Source organism: Tenacibaculum sp. SDUM215027 (genome assembly GCF_050566205.1).
Classification (GTDB): domain Bacteria; phylum Bacteroidota; class Bacteroidia; order Flavobacteriales; family Flavobacteriaceae; genus Polaribacter.
Map to the genome: position 1 here is coordinate 732,317 of NZ_JBNXUE010000001.1, position 17,402 is coordinate 749,718.

Annotated in this window: 13 protein-coding genes; 8 read left to right on the forward strand and 5 right to left on the reverse strand. The window is 31.3% G+C overall.

The window, feature by feature from the left end; genetic code table 11:
* Nucleotides 1-16: 16 nt before the first annotated feature.
* The 5 genes from ACQYZ7_RS03410 to ACQYZ7_RS03430 all read right to left on the reverse strand — a co-directional run bounded on the left by ACQYZ7_RS03410 (nt 17) and on the right by ACQYZ7_RS03430 (nt 6,226).
* Nucleotides 17-904 carry a helix-turn-helix domain-containing protein gene (locus ACQYZ7_RS03410; RefSeq protein WP_430728380.1) on the reverse strand — a complete coding sequence of 296 codons (888 nt, stop codon included), beginning with the start codon at nt 902-904 and terminating at the stop codon, nt 17-19.
* A 119-nt stretch (nt 905-1,023) separates the two neighbouring features.
* A complete protein-coding gene (locus ACQYZ7_RS03415; RefSeq protein WP_430728381.1) occupies nt 1,024-3,093 on the reverse strand; it encodes a PepSY-associated TM helix domain-containing protein in 2,070 nt (689 codons plus the stop codon).
* Nucleotides 3,093-3,395 carry a hypothetical protein gene (locus tag ACQYZ7_RS03420; protein WP_430728382.1) on the reverse strand — a complete coding sequence of 101 codons (303 nt, stop codon included), beginning with the start codon at nt 3,393-3,395 and terminating at the stop codon, nt 3,093-3,095. The genes ACQYZ7_RS03415 and ACQYZ7_RS03420 overlap by 1 nt, the downstream gene beginning before the upstream one ends.
* Before the next feature lies 1 nt (nt 3,396).
* Complete coding sequence (locus ACQYZ7_RS03425; RefSeq protein WP_430728383.1) at nt 3,397-3,726, reverse strand: hypothetical protein; 330 nt, start codon at nt 3,724-3,726, stop codon at nt 3,397-3,399.
* Between the two features lie 91 nt (nt 3,727-3,817).
* Complete coding sequence (locus ACQYZ7_RS03430) at nt 3,818-6,226, reverse strand: TonB-dependent siderophore receptor (protein ID WP_430728384.1); 2,409 nt, start codon at nt 6,224-6,226, stop codon at nt 3,818-3,820.
* Between the two features lie 364 nt (nt 6,227-6,590).
* Between ACQYZ7_RS03430 and ACQYZ7_RS03435 the strand changes: the two genes are divergently transcribed.
* The 8 genes from ACQYZ7_RS03435 to ACQYZ7_RS03470 all read left to right on the forward strand — a co-directional run bounded on the left by ACQYZ7_RS03435 (nt 6,591) and on the right by ACQYZ7_RS03470 (nt 17,325).
* Nucleotides 6,591-7,751 (forward strand): homogentisate 1,2-dioxygenase, encoded by a 1,161-nt coding sequence (locus ACQYZ7_RS03435; protein ID WP_430728385.1) that lies wholly within the window; start codon nt 6,591-6,593, stop codon nt 7,749-7,751.
* 41 nt (nt 7,752-7,792) lie between these two features.
* Nucleotides 7,793-8,143 carry a four helix bundle protein gene (locus ACQYZ7_RS03440; protein WP_430728386.1) on the forward strand — a complete coding sequence of 117 codons (351 nt, stop codon included), beginning with the start codon at nt 7,793-7,795 and terminating at the stop codon, nt 8,141-8,143.
* A gap of 48 nt (nt 8,144-8,191) precedes the next feature.
* On the forward strand, nt 8,192-9,352 hold the full coding sequence (gene hppD / locus ACQYZ7_RS03445) for a 4-hydroxyphenylpyruvate dioxygenase (RefSeq protein ID WP_430728387.1): 1,161 nt from the start codon (nt 8,192-8,194) through the stop codon (nt 9,350-9,352).
* A gap of 186 nt (nt 9,353-9,538) precedes the next feature.
* Nucleotides 9,539-10,456 carry a tryptophan 2,3-dioxygenase family protein gene (locus ACQYZ7_RS03450; protein WP_430728388.1) on the forward strand — a complete coding sequence of 306 codons (918 nt, stop codon included), beginning with the start codon at nt 9,539-9,541 and terminating at the stop codon, nt 10,454-10,456.
* 103 nt (nt 10,457-10,559) lie between these two features.
* On the forward strand, nt 10,560-11,336 hold the full coding sequence (locus ACQYZ7_RS03455) for a DUF3108 domain-containing protein (RefSeq protein ID WP_430728389.1): 777 nt from the start codon (nt 10,560-10,562) through the stop codon (nt 11,334-11,336).
* Nucleotides 11,337-11,434: 98 nt separating this feature from the next.
* A complete protein-coding gene (locus ACQYZ7_RS03460) occupies nt 11,435-12,715 on the forward strand; it encodes a peptidoglycan DD-metalloendopeptidase family protein (RefSeq protein WP_430728390.1) in 1,281 nt (426 codons plus the stop codon).
* 2 nt (nt 12,716-12,717) lie between these two features.
* Nucleotides 12,718-14,295 carry a glucose-6-phosphate isomerase gene (pgi, locus tag ACQYZ7_RS03465; RefSeq protein WP_430728391.1) on the forward strand — a complete coding sequence of 526 codons (1,578 nt, stop codon included), beginning with the start codon at nt 12,718-12,720 and terminating at the stop codon, nt 14,293-14,295.
* A gap of 210 nt (nt 14,296-14,505) precedes the next feature.
* Entirely contained in the window at nt 14,506-17,325 is a 2,820-nt protein-coding gene (locus tag ACQYZ7_RS03470) for a TonB-dependent receptor (RefSeq protein WP_430728392.1), read from the forward strand.
* Nucleotides 17,326-17,402 lie beyond the last annotated feature (77 nt).

The window sequence follows — 17,402 nt, forward strand, 5'->3', positions numbered from 1 at the left end:
AATTGAGATTCTAGTTTTAAGGTTCATAAGAATAATTCTTTCTAAACTCTTTTGGAGTTGTTTTTTCAAATTTTTTAAAAGCAGCAGTAAAATGAGTGGGGTTTTTATATCCTACTATATCAGCTATCTCATAAATAGGTTTTTGAGTATGGGTTAATAAGCTTTTAGCCTTATTCATTCTCAATTGTTTGGTGTAATTAAAAATAGTTTCACCAAACAGTTTTTTAAACTCATTTTTTAAAACATTTTGATTCAATAGTACTTTACGAGCAAGTTGTTGTATTGATATTTGTTCATGAATATTGGTTTGGAGTATAGCTTCTACTTTATATACTTTTTTAAGAATATTTTCATTAGAATTATTTCCTTTTTTAGAATGAATATTTAACTTTAGGTGGAGTAATTCTAAAGCTTTTGATTCTAAAAAAAGACGTTTTAGCAAGCCCTTTTGTGAGTTAGTGAGTATCTCATTAACTATTTTTTCCATGTTAGAAGTTAACTGTTGTGTAGCGTTTAAATCAAGAGCCTCATCACTAGAAAAAAGAGTTTGCATTTGATGTTTTTCAATAAAAGAATCATGCATCTTAATTTTAACTTCATTTATGTGTTTATTTCTGTAAAAAACAACTTTATCATCATCACCATTATCATGTAAGAGATAACTTTCATTTTTTTCAATAATAAGATCATTTTTTAGGCTAGAAAAACGAATAATTTTTTCTCCACCTATTAAAACAGAAAGTTCTAAAGCATTAAAATTATTGCTTGAGATAAAAAGAAAACCTTCTTTGAATTTAGCGTTAATTAAATTGATTAGTAAGCCATCAAAGTAATAACTTGTTATAACTCCTTTACCATAAAGAGAATTAATTGTATAGACTGAAGTTTTTATACCACAGTCCATACTCTTTGTTTTAAGGCACAGAATTTTTTTTAACTGTGACTTTTTGTTGTTGGCAGTAACTATTTCCATAAATACGGGGGATATAGGAAATGGGGAATGAGCCTATACTAGGTTTTTTATTAGTCTTTAATCCACTTGTAAATGTTAATAATTAAAAATATACTAGCTATAGCTACCAAAAGAAGCATGAATATCTCAGATATATTATTAGCTTCATGAAGAATAGCTTCAAAGAAGTGGTATACATTGTATAAACCGGCAATACTTGACCAAACAAGTGAAGCTATCTTAAACCATTTTTTAGAAAGTTCAATAGTTAGCAAACCAAACAGTAAGCACATTCCTTCAAATAAAATACGATATATGTGATGTGCAAAAGGAGCTTCACCTGTTGCACCCTCCATTACTAAAGTTTCATTGTAGTATATATTAAATAGCCCGTATATATGGTGAACTATCCAACCGATTGCTAAAAACATCCAAAGGATACTAATTTTTGTTCTCATAGGTATGTGGTTTTTATCGTTTAATAGTTGTTTATTTTCGTTAGTTAAATCTTTAGTTGTTTTTTGTGCTTCTTCAGCTAATAACCGTTTACGATTTTTATAATCTATAGGGTGTTTTGTGAAGGTACTTTTAGCTTTTGCTTCTGGTTTTATTTTTAGATAGATAAATAGTGCAGTAACAGAAATACATATCCATAGTAAATCAACTGTAAGAATGTCAAATTGTTTAGCTTTATACGTGTTCCAAACCCAGTTATTGGAAACAATACCACTAGCAATTGGAACTAAAAAGCCAAGAACAGCTCCTGCTAACAAAGTAGCTTTGTTTGTGAAATAATTATTTCTTTTAAATCTAAAATAGAGGGTTGCTAATAACCAAACAACAAAAAAACAAGTATATAAAATACTCATTTTTTGGGTTTGATAAGTTTCTGGTAAGAGTTTTACTACCAAGAAAAATAAGACGGTAACAGGAAACAAAGACAAGCAGATAGCAAGATAAATATGCCCTACCTTGGCAGTGTATAGGCGTTGTTTTAAACTCATGCTTTTTTTGTTACGAGCTTCAATCCAAATTAATACACCAGTTATAATTACAAAGCAAGTAATAAATGCAAGAATAAAGTAGATAATTTTTACAGTAATACCTCCAAAATTACCATAATGTAAGCGGCTTACTGAAAGCTGAATGTCATCAGTATACTTACTTTCATTAGGGTTTCTAACAATAGAGGTTTTATCAGTTTCAAAATCATAAAACACCATTCCAGAACTTAAAAAGCGTTCTTTATAATCTAGTTCACCAATCAAGCAGTATTTCATGTTGGTACCGCCATAATTTTTAATTAAAACATAGTTTGAATTAAAATGAGACCAGCGATTAGCATTTTCTTTTACAAATTTGTTGACACTAGGAATTTCTTTATCTGTTTTAGCAATCCATTCATACGATGTGCGGTCGGGGCGCAAATCTTCCATTAGTTTATCTTGATCACCACCGTATAAAAAGTTTGCAGGAAGCAAAACAAATAAGCTTAAACAGAAATAAGCCGCAGTAACAGCGTACATAAACTGAAAAGGAAGTCCAATAATACCTAATGCGGTGTGTGCATCTGTCCACACTCTTTTTAAAGCTATTTTAGGATTGAACTGATAAAAGTTTGAAATAATTTTTTTCCAATGAACAATCACTCCAGTAACAATGGCAAATAAAAAGAATAAGGATACAAAACCAGCGAGGTAAATTCCGATAGTAGGTATTTGCGTAAAGAAATGTAAGCGGTATAAGAACTCTCCTAAACCATATTTTTCTACATAGCTTGCTGTTTCGCCAGTATGTATATTTATAGCTTGATAGTTTTGGTATTTTGCCTCATCAGGAATGTTTACTGTGTCTTTTGCAGCTGAGGTTAACACATAGATATTATCACTTTCATGGCCCAAGTAAAAACGAATATCTCTACTCGTTAGATGATGATTTTCTGAGAGTTTTTTTAATAAAAAATCATAATCAATATTCTCTCTGGCTATGTTTTGTGAATGTTTACCATCTTCCCAAGCTTCAATTTCATCTTTAAAAAGAGCAAAAGCACCCGTAAAAAAGATAACATATAAGGCTACACTTATAACAATACCGCTAATTGTATGTGTATTGAAAAATACATTGTAATTTCTGTTACTCATTATACAAACGGATTTTGTTGGTTTCCTAAGTAATAAATTACATATAGGATTATTGAAATTATGAAATATAAAACCCAAGCTTTCCATCCATTTTTAAACAAGAAAGGAACAATTAACAGAGCTCCCCAAGCAATAAAAATGGTGTAGATAGATGTGATTAGTACTTCTTTCGGGTTGGGTAGCCATAAAACTAAACACATATGTAGTAGGGCACTTATGATATATCCACCAATGAGACCTGCAGAGATTTTTGCAAACTGCTGCCAAGGTGATTGGTTTAAATATTTAGAGTTAGCAGGCATATTAAAATAAGAGTTCTATTAAAAAAGTTAACGTAAATAAGGCAGATAAAAAGGCATAGTTTATCACTCTTAATGGGGTAATGAGAATGATAAGACTTAAAAATACAGAGGCAGTTACAATCCAAGTAATAATTCCAGCCGAAAGCCCAAAAAAGTTTATTGACAGGAGTAAGCCTACCAATAAGGTGATTACTCCAATTATGTTGGCATCGCGTTTATTATTCTGAAGCCATTTTTGTAAGAAGGTATTCTTAGTTAAAATTGCTTTTTCAGAAGTGTTATACAAAGCATAACATCCGATGAAAATAAAAAGAAAAGTAACTGTTTTCATAGTGATTTAATGAAATAACAAAACCCTGAACATAAAAGTTCAGAGTTTTGTGTTTGCAACATTTAATAATTCAAATAGATATTCATATTTGTTAAAACTTATAACTAACAGTTCCTAAAAAGGCTCTAGGAGCTTGGGGTGTTACAGTGCTCCAGCCTGTATAGTATTCTTTATCTGTTAAGTTATTTCCTTTTACACTAATTCTGAACTTATCAACTTCATAATAAATTGAAGCATTAAAAATAGTATAGGCAGGTAGGTAAAAATCTCCTGCTATAGGATATCCTACCATAGTATTGTATTTACTAGCACCATTTAATCCAAAACCTAAACCTACGTTTTTAATGATACCTTCTTGAAATTTATAATCAGCCCAAAAATTATAAGAAGTTTCAGGACCAGATTCAGCTAAACGTTTATTAACCAAATCAGGTCTAGATTTTGATTGTGTTACTTTAGCGTCATTATAACTAATACCACCACGTAAGTTTAATCCGTCAATAGGATTCGCGTTTACTTCTAGTTCAAAGCCTTTACTTTTAACAGTTGCATCTTGTTGTTTTTTAGCCCCAAAGCCCATAACCTTGTCTTTAACTGTTATATTGTAATAACTTAAAGTGGTTTCTACTTTGTTATTAAATAAGTTTGTTTTTACACCAAACTCTAATTGATTGGCTTGTTCTAAGTCGTAAGATTGTAACTTTGTTTCTCCATCAGGGTTTGAAATATCCACAGGAACTCTTTCTGGGTTCACATAAGAAAATCCATTTTGATAATTAGCAAAAACTGATAATTGATCTAAAATTGGTTGGTAAACTATTCCGAATTTAGGAGAAAAAGTAGATTTAGTATATTCTTTTTCGTCGTCACTTGGGTCGTTTGCATCACCTTTGTAATTAAATTTATCATAACGAACACCAGCCATTACTGATAGTTCTGGTAAAATGTTTACCACATCAGAAATATAACCGCTAAGAATATTTTGATTGATATCAGAATCAGCTCTTGGAGAGCTAACAAAAACGGCATCAAGGTTTGCTCTTGTAGTTGGTAAATTAGGAAAACCAAAAGCAGGTGGCACAGGGATTAATTGACCTTGAGGGTTCACAACATTAATCCCTCTTTGATTAGTGCTATTATCTAAAATTTGAGAATCTAGATAATCAACGCCAATAACTATTCTGTTTCTTAAAGCTCCTAGTTTGAAATCCCCAGTAAAATTTTGTTGTAATGTAAGTGTATTTGTTTCTGCATCTGATTTTATTGCATAGGTTCCAAATAAATCATTTTGAACATTATATAAATAGGTATAGTATCCTTTAGATTTAGTATTACCGCCAGCTATAATTGTTTGTGAAGACCAGTTATCAGTAATTTTATAAGCAATTTCTCCTCTATAGTTTTGCGTTGGATTTTTAATAGAAATATCGTTGTTAGTTAACGATTTGTTTCTATTATAATTTAATTCTGCTAAATTTTTAAATGTAAGAGGAGCTGATCTATTTAAGAATAAAAAAGCCTGATTTGTTTGATCTGTTGAAGATAGCTCATAATTAAAGTTTAACGTCAGCCTATTATTTACTTTGTAAGAAATGGATGGAGCTAAAAATAATGCTTTTCTAAAGCCTACGTCTTGAAAGCTATCTTGCGTTTGATACCCTGCGTTTAATCGTAATGATATGTTTTCGTTATCTTCAAGGTTTGTGTTAAGATCTACTGTTAGTTTTTTAAATCCAAAAGATCCTCCTCCAACGGTAATGTTCCCTCCAGTTCCTTTGTAAGGCTTTTTAGTAACAATGTTAATTAAACCTCCATAAGATGTTATGGTGCTTCCAAATAAAGTAGCTGATGGTCCTTTTACAACTTCAATTCTTTCAACATTATCTGGATTAATAAATCCATTAGTAATACCAGGAACACCATTTACTAATTGTGGTTGAATAGAAAAACCACGAATAGAATAATAACCTGCACCATCACCACTTCTACCTGTAGAAGCCCATAGCTTTTCAACACCTGTTGTGTTTTTTAATGCTTCTTCAAAATTTGTAACAGATTGTGAAACTAATAACTGATTAGTTACAGTACTATAAACTTGTGAGTTTTCAATGTTTTTTAAAGGAAGCTTTGCAACATAAGCACTTTCTTTTCTAGAAAATTTATTTTTCCTATGTGTGTCTATAATCACTTCACTAAGAAGTTCATTCCCTTCAAAAAGGATAATTTTTAAATTGTTTGAAGTTTCATTAACAGTTATTGTTTTGGTTTTATAACCAACATAAGAAAACACTAAGGATTGTTGAGCTGGATTTAAAGGTTTGTTAATCTCAAAGTAACCATCTATATTAGTTTGTGCTCCACTATTTGAGTCTTTAAACAGAACAGTAACTCCAACTAAGGGAACACCATTGTTGTCTTGAACAATACCAGTTAACAGCTTTTTTTGAGCGACTAAATTTATTGTGAATAGAATTAGAAAAGTTGTAATTATTCTTTTCATTATTTATTTATTTAGATTGAATAAAAATTATTTTTGAGACGCAAATGTATTCTAGGAGGATTAAGTATCAAAATTTATTTAGATTAATTTTAAATAAAAAAATCTAATTTTTTGAAATTTAATGAGATATCAACATCTTTTTAAATTTGGTATATTTGTAAAACACAACTAAAACCTATTAAAATGCATTGGAAAGATCTTTTAGCGCATTTAAAATTCATGATAAAACGGAATCCGGAGTAACTATTATTGATTGATTTTTAGATTTAGTCACTACTTAAATAAAAAGTAGAATGAATTGATTAAAGAAGAAAAGAGTTAATTGTAAAATTAACAGATTGTTGAATCATCAAATTAATTAAATATGCCTTTTTATCATAAATTAGGAAAAATTCCACACAAGCGACATATTCAGTTTCGTAAAGAAGACGGAAGTTTATATTACGAACAATTATTTGGTACAATTGGTTTTGACGGAATGTCAACTAATAGTTATCATGAATATAGACCAACGATGGTTAAAGAAATTCGTAAGCAATACTCTATTGCTCCGAAAGTAGCGAAAGAAAATAATATACAATCATATCGTTTTAGAGGATTTCAAGTACCACCAGAAAATGATTATTTACAAAGTAGAAAAGTAGTACTTACAAATTCTGATTGTAATATCATTTTATCGGCTCCAAAAGAATCTACTAAAGATTATTTTTATAAAAACACGGATGCAGATGAGGTAATTTTTATTCATAAAGGAACAGGGAAATTACGTACCATGCTTGGGAACTTAGATTTCAAGTATGGAGACTACTTAGTAATCCCTCGCGGAGTTATTTATAAATTGGATTTTGATACGGAAGATAACAGGTTGTTTATCGTAGAGTCGTATCGTCCAGTGTACACTCCAAAGAGATACCGTAACTGGTTTGGTCAATTATTAGAGCATTCACCATTTTGTGAACGTGATATTCGAAGACCAGAAGAGTTGGAAACACATAACGAAAAAGGAGATTTCGTTATCAATGTAAAAAAGCAAAACGAAATTATTGAAATGGTATATGCAACACATCCTTTTGATGTTGTTGGATATGACGGGTATAACTACCCATATGCTTTTTCAATTCACGATTTTGAACCAATAACAGGACGTATTCACCAACCGCCACCAGTACACCAAACATTTGAAACGGATGCATTTGTAATCTGTAGTTTTGTTCCGAGGTTATATGATTATCATCCAGAGTCAATTCCAGCACCTTATAATCACAGTAATATTGATTCTGATGAAGTATTGTATTATGTTGATGGAGACTTTATGAGTAGAAACGATATAGATGCAGGTCATATTTCATTACATCCAGCAGGAATTCCACATGGACCACACCCAGGGGCTGTAGAAAGAAGTATTGGAGAAACAGTAACCGAAGAATTAGCGGTGATGGTAGACACTTTTAAGCCTTTAAAAGTAACCGAAGAGGCTATGAAAATAGCAGATGAAGATTATTATAAATCTTGGCTAGAGGAATAGAATAGAGAAAAAAGAGTAAAGAGAAGAGACAATTCCTAACTATGAAAAGGCATAACTATATAAACCTTAAAATTTGGAATATTGGGATAGATATAGTTGAAGATGTTTTTAAGCTTACGGACAAGTTTCCTAAGGAAGAAAAGTTTGGGTTAGTTTCCCAAATAAATAGATGTTCAGTTTCGATACCTAGTAATATTGCAGAAGGTTCATCAAGAACAGATAAGTCTTTTTCTCATTTTATTGATATAGCTTTAGGCTCTTCATTTGAATTAGAAACACAACTGATTATAGCCTATAAAAGGAATTATATAACACAACAAGAATTAACATTGATTGAAGAAAAGATAGCAGAGTTTCAAAAAATGACGATGGGTTTTCAAAACAAACTCTAAAAGTCTAAATTCTCGTTTCTCTTTTCTCATATCTAAAAACGAACAAACATGTCAAAAGAAATAAAATCAGTAAACTACGGTTTAGAAAAAATATTTGAAGGAGCACAAGACTTCTTGCCACTTTTAGGAACAGATTATGTAGAGTTTTATGTAGGTAATGCAAAACAAGCTGCTCACTTTTATAAAACAGCATTCGGATTTCAATCATATGCATATAAAGGTTTAGAAACTGGATCGAAAGAAGAAGTGAGTTATGTGTTAAAGCAAGATAAAATTAAATTAGTTTTAACAACACCATTAAACAGTAAATCTCCAATTAACGACCATATTGTAAAACATGGTGATGGAGTTAAAGTTGTTGCACTTTGGGTTGAGGATGCAAGAAAAGCGTATGAAGAAACAACTTCTCGTGGAGCAAAATCATATATGGAACCAACTGTTGAAACAGACGAGAAAGGAGAAGTTGTAAGAGCAGGGATTTACACTTACGGAGAAACAGTTCATATGTTTGTTGAACGTAAAAATTATAACGGAACATTTTTACCAGGTTTCCAAGAGTGGAAATCAGACTACAATCCACCTGTAGCAGGATTAAAATACATCGATCATATGGTTGGTAATGTTGGTTGGAATCAGATGGATGTTTGGGTAAAATGGTACGAAGATGTAATGGGGTTTGAAAACTTCTTATCGTTTGATGATAAACAAATTCATACAGAATACTCAGCTTTAATGAGTAAAGTAATGTCTAACGGAAACGGAAGAATTAAATTCCCAATTAACGAGCCGGCCAAAGGAAAAAAACGCTCACAAATTGAAGAGTATTTAGATTTTTATGAAGGTGCAGGAGTACAACATATTGCTGTGGCTACTGATGATATTATAAAGACAGTAAGTCAATTAAGATCTCAAGGAGTAGAATTTTTATCAACTCCACCAGAAGCATATTATAAAGCAGTTCCTGGAAGGTTAGAAGAATTTAGTCATGAATTGAGAGAAGACATTGAAAAGCTAAAATCTTTAGGAATTATGATTGATGCTGATGAAGAAGGATATTTATTACAAATTTTTACAAAACCAGTAGAAGATCGTCCAACTTTATTTTTCGAAATTATTCAACGTATGGGGGCTCGTGGATTTGGAGCTGGGAATTTCAAAGCATTGTTCGAATCAATTGAAAGAGAGCAGCAGTTAAGAGGAACTCTGTAAAAACTTATTTTATAAGATAAAGCAAATTGAAAACCGAGATTCAAGACTGTATAAGTGGCTTGTTTCTTGGTTTTTATTATTTATATAATGAATCAGAATCGGTATTTAAATATAAAATCTCCTTTCTCATAAAATTTACTTTATGTTAAGAGTAAAGATTTAGAGTAATTATAAAAGAATATACAAATGAGTAAAGAAGAAATATTAAAGGCAATAGAAGAAAAATATGACAAGCTAGGTGTTCCTGTTGAAGCAATGCTAGAAGGGTTGCTTTGGAGTGAACCTATAACTTATTGGGATTATATACAAACCGATGCACTTTTAGGGTTGCAAATTCCTAGAACTACTTTACCAGATGAAATGGTTTTTATCATGTATCATCAAGTAAATGAATTGCTATTTAAAATGATATTGTGGGAAATTGAACAAGTAGCAAAATCCTCTGAAATTTCACCAGAAAAATTTTCAAAGCACTTAATGCGTATTAGTCGTTATTTTGATATGCTATGTAGTTCATTTACGGTTATGGGTGACGGAATGGATGTAGAGCAGTACTTAAAATTCCGAAATACACTAACACCAGCAAGCGGTTTCCAAAGTGCGCAATATCGTAAAATTGAATTTGCGTCTACTGATCTTATCAATTTAATAGATGCTCGTTACCGAGATACAATTGATAGGAATTCATCGTTTAAAAATGCCTACGATCATTTATACTGGCAAGCAGCTGGTAAAAACTATAGCACAGGTCAAAAAACAACTTTATTAACGTTGTTTGAGAAAAAATATATGGGGGATTTTATTGATTTTATGGAAGATTATAATGATTGTAACCTTTCAAAAAAATTCAAACAATTACCTAAAGAAGTTCAAGAAAACGAAGAATTAATCAAAGCAATGCGTCATTACGATTATACAGTTAATGTAAAATGGGTAATGGCTCATTACAATGCAGCTGGAAAATATCTAGGTGGAAGTGATGGAGATTTGGAAGCTACAGGAGGTAGTAATTGGCGAAAATATTTACACCCAAAATATCAAAGAAGAATTTTCTTTCCATACTTATGGAGTGAAGAAGAATTGAAAAACTGGGGAACTTTTTAAACTCTAGTAACAATAAAATAAAAGCTGTTTAATGTTCTGTTAAACAGCTTTTTTTAATTTTTGGAACGGTAATTGTCTAACAATTTTCATAAGTTTGAACATTATGAGAAAAAGAATATTGTTTTTTACATTTTTAGTTATTGCACAAAGTTTTTTTGCGCAAAGTAATCCAAGAGCTTATAAAAGCGGAGAATGGCTTCGGTTTGATATGAGTTATAGTGGGTTTTTAAAAGCAGGAACAGCTGTTTTACAACTAAAAGAAAAGAGTTTAAATAATAAAAAAGTGCTGCATGCTGTAGGTACAGGAAAAACAACAGGAGTTATCAGTTGGTTCTTTAAGGTTGAAGACAGGTATGAAAGTTACTTTGGAATTGATAAAGTAGAACCTTATTTATTCAAAAGAAAAATAGATGAAGGTGGACATAAAAAGAACCGTCATATAACTTTCAATCACAAAAAAAACACAGCGTACGTTCAAGACTTCCGTAAGCAAAAAGATACATTAATTTCTGTTAGGTCACCTCAAGATATGATTTCTACCTTCTATTTTTTAAGAAGTCAGAATACTAAAAACTTAAGAAAAGGAGATGAAATTAAACTTGATATGTTTTTTGATAATAAAAGCTACCCGTTTAAATTACGATTTTTAGGTTATGAAACAATAAAAACAAAATTTGGAAAGGTTAAGACACAAAAATTTAGACCATTGGTACAAGCAGGTAGAGTTTTTAAAGCAAAAGAAAGTGTTACCCTTTGGATTTCAGCTGATGATAATAAAGTACCAATAAAAATGAAAGCTTCCTTAGCAGTAGGTTCTCTACGTGCAGAATTAGATGCTTATAAAGGATTAGCAAATCCTTTTGAAGTAATAGTTGATTAAAAAAATGATATAAGCTGTTTAAGAATTGTTAAAGTGGGAGAAAAAATAGTATTTATTTGTACTTTTGCCCATAAACTCAAATTTAAAGCAGCTTTTTTTTGAAAAAATTCATTCTTACATTCATTATTTTATGTCTTTTCTTTTCATGTAAAGAAGAAAAGAAAGTCGTCGTACAAGAACCAGTTAAAGTTGAAAAACCGAAACCTGTTATAGTTTATGGTTTTAATTTAGATAACTATAAGGTTATTAACGATACTATTAAGAGTGGAGAAAGTTTTGGGGTTATTATGGATAGACACCATGTTATGTATCCAAAGATTAATGAAATAGCAACTAAAATTAAAGACACTTTCGATGTAAGGAGAATACGATCAGGAAAAGCGTATACAATCTTAGCTTCAAAAGATAGTTTAGATCAAGCAAAGGTTTTTATTTATAAGCATAACAAAGTAGAAGCTACAGTTATCGATTTTAAAGACTCAATAATATCTGCATATAAACATAGAAAAAAGATAAAAACTGTTGAAAAAGAAATAGCAGGTGAGATTTATTCTAATTTATCCATAACAATGGATAGCTTACAATTAAAACCAACATTAACGAATACAGTTGCAGATATTTATGCATGGACCTTAGATTTTTATCGTTTGCAAAAAGGAGATACATTTAAGTTGATTTTTGAAGAAAGGTTTATCAACGATACTACTTTTGTTGGATACGGTAAGGTTAAAGCAGCTATATTCAAGCACAATGGGGAAGATTTGTATGCTTATAGATTTGTTGCCGATTCGATAAAAAAAATTCCTGAATATTACGATCAAGAAGGGAACATGCTACGAAGAGCATTTTTAAAATCACCAATTAAATTCCAGTATCGAATTTCTTCACGATATAATTTAAGAAGAAGGATTAAGTTATATGGTAATAGGGTAAGAGCTCATAAAGGAACTGATTTTGCAGCTCGATACGGAACTCCAATCATGACAACTGCAAGTGGAACAGTTGTAGAGTCTGCAAGAAGAGGTGGTAATGGGAATTATGTAAAAGTAAAACACAATAGTACCTATACGACTCAGTATTTACACATGAAAAGAAGAAAAGTTAGAGTTGGGGAGTATGTAAAACAAGGAGACGTTATAGGCTGGGTAGGTATGACAGGTAATACTAGTGGTCCGCACGTTTGCTATCGTTTTTGGAAAAATGGACGACAAGTAGATCCGTTTCGTGAAAAGCTACCTTCGGCTGAACCTTTAGACCCCAAAATTAAACCAACGTATTTAGAGTATATAAAACCATTAAAAAGACAATTAGATAGTATAAAATTGCCACAACCTGAACCACTTTCATTTAAAGAAAAAGAAATTTTAGCTACAAATTAATTATGCCCTTACAAAATATTAACCCAACAGAAACTGCAGCTTGGGAAAAGTTAACAGAACATTTTAATGAAGCGAAAGATTATGAGCTAAAAGAATTGTTTCTTAAGAATAAAAATAGAGAAAATGAGTTTTCTATTTTGTTAGACGAATTATGTGTTGATTATTCAAAAAATAGAATAACTCAAGAAACAATCGATTTATTAATCTCTTTAGCAGAAGAAGTTAAATTAAAAGATGCTATAGAAAAATACTTTTCAGGAGATAAAATTAATGTTACAGAAAATAGAGCAGTATTACATACAGCTTTAAGAAGTAGTTCTGATACGCCTATTTTTGTTGAAGGAAAAGATATAAAGCCTAAAATAAATACAGCTTTACGAAAGATGAAAGCCTTTAGTAATAAAGTTATTTCAGGAAAATGGAAAGGTTATACAGGGAAATCAATAACAGATATTGTTAACATAGGTGTAGGAGGGTCAGATTTAGGACCAAAAATGGTTGTAGAAGCATTACAGTTTTATAAAAATAAATTGAATACACATTTTGTGTCAAACATTGATGGAGACCATGTTTCTGAAGTTTTAAAAAAAATAAATCCAGAAACAACACTTTTTATCGTAGTTTCCAAAAGCTTTACAACTCAAGAAACAATTAATAATGCGAACACGATACGAGATTGGTTTTTGAAATCAGCAACAGTCTTTGATGTACCTAAACATTTTGTTGCAGTCTCGTGTAATAACAAAGCAGTTGATAATTTTGGAATTGATAAGAAAAATATATTTCCAATGTGGGACTGGGTTGGTGGTCGCTTTTCACTTTGGTCAACTGTAGGTTTGTCCATCTCTCTTTCCATAGGTTTTGATAATTTTAAAGAATTACTAAGAGGAGCTGAAAAAATTGATGACCATTTTAAAGCTGTAGATTTTGATAAAAATATACCAGTTATCTTAGCTCTTTTAAGTATTTGGTATAATAATTTCTTTGATGCCGAAACTGAAATGATACTTCCTTATAGTGAATACTTAGAAAAACTTCCAGCATATTTACAACAAGCTGTGATGGAAAGTAATGGTAAAGATGTTGATAGAAACGGAAAAGAAGTTAATTATCAAACAGGGACTATTGTTTGGGGAGGAACAGGTGTTAATTCACAACATGCCTTTATGCAATTGTTACATCACGGGACTAAATTAATACCTGTCGATTTTATAGGTTTTAAAGAGCCATTACATGATTTAGAAAATCATCATGAAGAATTGCTTGCAAATTACTTTGCTCAACAAGATGCGTTAGCTTATGGTAAAACTAAAGAAGAAGCACATTTAGACTTAAAAACAAATAATCAGTTAAATCAGATTAATAAGCTTTTACCATATAAGGTGTTTAAAGGGAATCATCCCAGTAATTTAATATTCTTTAAAAAACTAACTCCTTTTTCTTTAGGAATGCTCTTGGCAATATTTGAGCATAAAATTTTTACTCAAGGTGTTATATGGAACATATTTTCATACGACCAATTTGGTGTAGAATTAGGAAAAGAATTAGCCAAAAAAAACTCACTAACGATTAAATTTTAGTTAATCGTATTTCTTTTATGTTTTTTAACTTATATATAGGTTTTGTTAACAATGCTGTTAGGAGGTAAAATATTGTAATTCAGTGTTTGAAATCGTTTTGTATGTATATTAGCGTCTTAAAGTATTGTTAAAACTTAACATTAAGTTAATATTAGCACTAATGAAAAGCAGGATATTTGCACCTGCATTTAATAACAATTAGATTAAAAAATGAAAACATTTAAAAATGTATTACTTGTAGCTTTGTTCTTTGTAACGGCTACAGTTTTAGGTCAAACAAAAATTACTGGTACAGTAGTTGACGAAATGGGGGAACCATTACCAGGAGCTAACGTTGTAGTAAAAGGGACTACAAACGGATCAGCTACTGATTTTGATGGAAAATTTATGCTAAACGCTAGTTCTAATTCAGGGGTAGTAGTAGTATCGTTTGTTGGGTATACTAACAAAGAAGTATCTTTTTCAGGAGTATCTGATTTAGGAACAATTGCTTTAGAGCCTTCTAATGTTTTAAGTGAAGTTGTAATTACAGGGTTAATTGATATCGCTAAAGATAGAGAAACTCCAGTAGCAGTTTCGACTATTAAAGCTGCAGAAATTCAAGAAAAGTTAGGGTCACAAGAATTTCCTGAAATTTTAAACAATACTCCATCTGTATATGCTACTAAATCTGGAGGAGGATTTGGAGATGCTAGAATTAATATTCGTGGTTTTTCTCAAGAAAATGTAGCAGTTCTAATTAATGGAGTACCTGTTAATGATATGGAAAATGGCTCTGTTTATTGGTCTAACTGGGCGGGTTTGTCTGATGTGACTACAGCTATGCAAGTACAAAGAGGCTTAGGTTCTTCTAAATTAGCAATATCTTCAGTTGGTGGTACTGTTAACATTTTAGCAAAAGCTACTGATAAAAAAGAAGGTGGTTCTGCTTTAGTTTCTTATGGTAATGATAACTATTTAAAAACGTTAGCGACTTACTCTACTGGTAAGAGTGAAAATGGTTTTGCTGCATCTTTCTTATTTAGTAGAACTGCAGGAGACGGTTATGCCAACGGAACTGAATTTGAAGGTTACAACTATTTCGTTGGATTAGGTTGGGAGCCTAATGACTCTCATGATTTCCAGTTTATGTTAACGGGTGCACCTCAAACTCACAACCAAAGAACGGGTAGTTTCTTTAACAGGGCTACTTTAGCAGATTATTTAAAATATGGTACTAAGTATAATTTTAATGATGGTACTTTAAATGGTGAAGAATTTCTTTGGACAAAGAACTTTTATCACAAGCCAGTAATCTCTTTAAACTGGAATTGGGATATTAATGAAGTTTCTTCTTTATCTACTTCTGCCTATGTGTCTTTCGGACGTGGAGGTGGAACTGGAGATATTGGTCGTTTAGGAGGGAATTTTGCTAATTCAAGTAGATTTAGAAATCCTGGAAACGGTTTAGTAGAATATGATCAAATCGTTGCGGCTAATTCTGGTCAAGGAGGAAACTTTACAAGCGGATATTCTTATACAAATACACCTGATTTCCAAACAGGAACTTTTATTGTAAATGATGATAGTTTATTTGGAAATAGAGAGCCTTTTCCTTCGGAAAACCCAGCTGATAGGTTAGATGGTGTGAATCGTAGAAATGGAGCTATTAGAAGAGCTTCTATTAACTCTCATAATTGGTATGGATTATTATCTAATTTTAATACTGAGTTAAATGAGAATTTAACATTAGATTTAGGTATTGATGTACGTTCATATACAGGTATTCACTACAGAAGAATTGATAACTTATTAGGAGCTGATGGATATAGAGATAATGATAACGTAAATAAGCCATTTAATGTATTAACTACTGAATATAGTTCAGATATCGGTAGCTTGTGGAACGTTTTCAGAAGTACTGATGATGAAGAAAAAATAGATTACCATAATGACGGTAAAGTACGCTGGTTAGGAGCGTTTGCTCAATTAGAGTACAAGAATGATGATATTTCAGCTTTCTTACAAGGTTCTGTATCTAACCAAGGATTTAAGAGAATTGATTACTTCAACTATTTAGACTCTGATCCAAAGCAAGAAACTGATTGGCAAAATATTTTCGGAGGAAACATAAAAGGAGGTATTAACTGGAACATTAATGAAAACCATAACATTTTTGCTAATGGAGGTTACTATTCTAAGCAACCTTTCTTTGATGCCGTTTTCTTAAACTTTAAAAATGATATTAACCCAGATCCAAGAAACGAAAAAGTAATTGGTGCCGAATTGGGATATGGTTATAGAACAGAGCGTTTCAGAGCTAATCTTAATTTATATAGAACTCAATGGAAGGATAGATTTATCTCTGTAACATCTTCTTTTGACGTTAATGAAACACCAAATAATGATAATGATGATGTTCCAGGAAGAGCAGATTTACAAGGAGTTGAGCAAGTTCACATGGGGGCTGAATTAGATTTCACATATGATATTATAGAAGATGTGAGATTAATTGGTATGGTTTCTTATGGTGACTGGAGATATGCTTCTGATGTAACTGCTAGATATCGTAATGATAGTGGAGATGCTATTCTTAACCCTACTACTGGACAACCAGAAACAGCAACTTTATATTTAGATGACGTAAAAGTAGGGAATGCTGCTCAAACTACAGCAAGAATAGGTATTGAGGTTAAGCCATGGAAAAATTTTAAGATTGATTTCAGTCAGCGTTTTATTGATAGGTTATATGCTAGAATTAATGCAGATGATTTTGATTCAGCTGATCACAGTGGGTCTTTGCAATTACCTGGTTATTCATTAACTGATTTAGGTTTGTCTTATAAGCTTAACTTAGGAAAAGAATCTAATCAATCTTTAAAATTTAGGTTCAATGTTAATAACTTATGGAATGAAGAGTATATTGCTGAATCTGCTACAAACTATATGGCTGAACCAGGAGATGATACTTATAGAGGGGTTAATACTGATAACAAAGTGTTCTTCGGTTTTGGAAGAACTTGGAACTTCTCTGTTAGATACAACTTCTAATATTTAGAAATTAAATTTTCAAAAACCACCTCACACGAGGTGGTTTTTTTATACAGAAAATTCAGTATTTTTACACT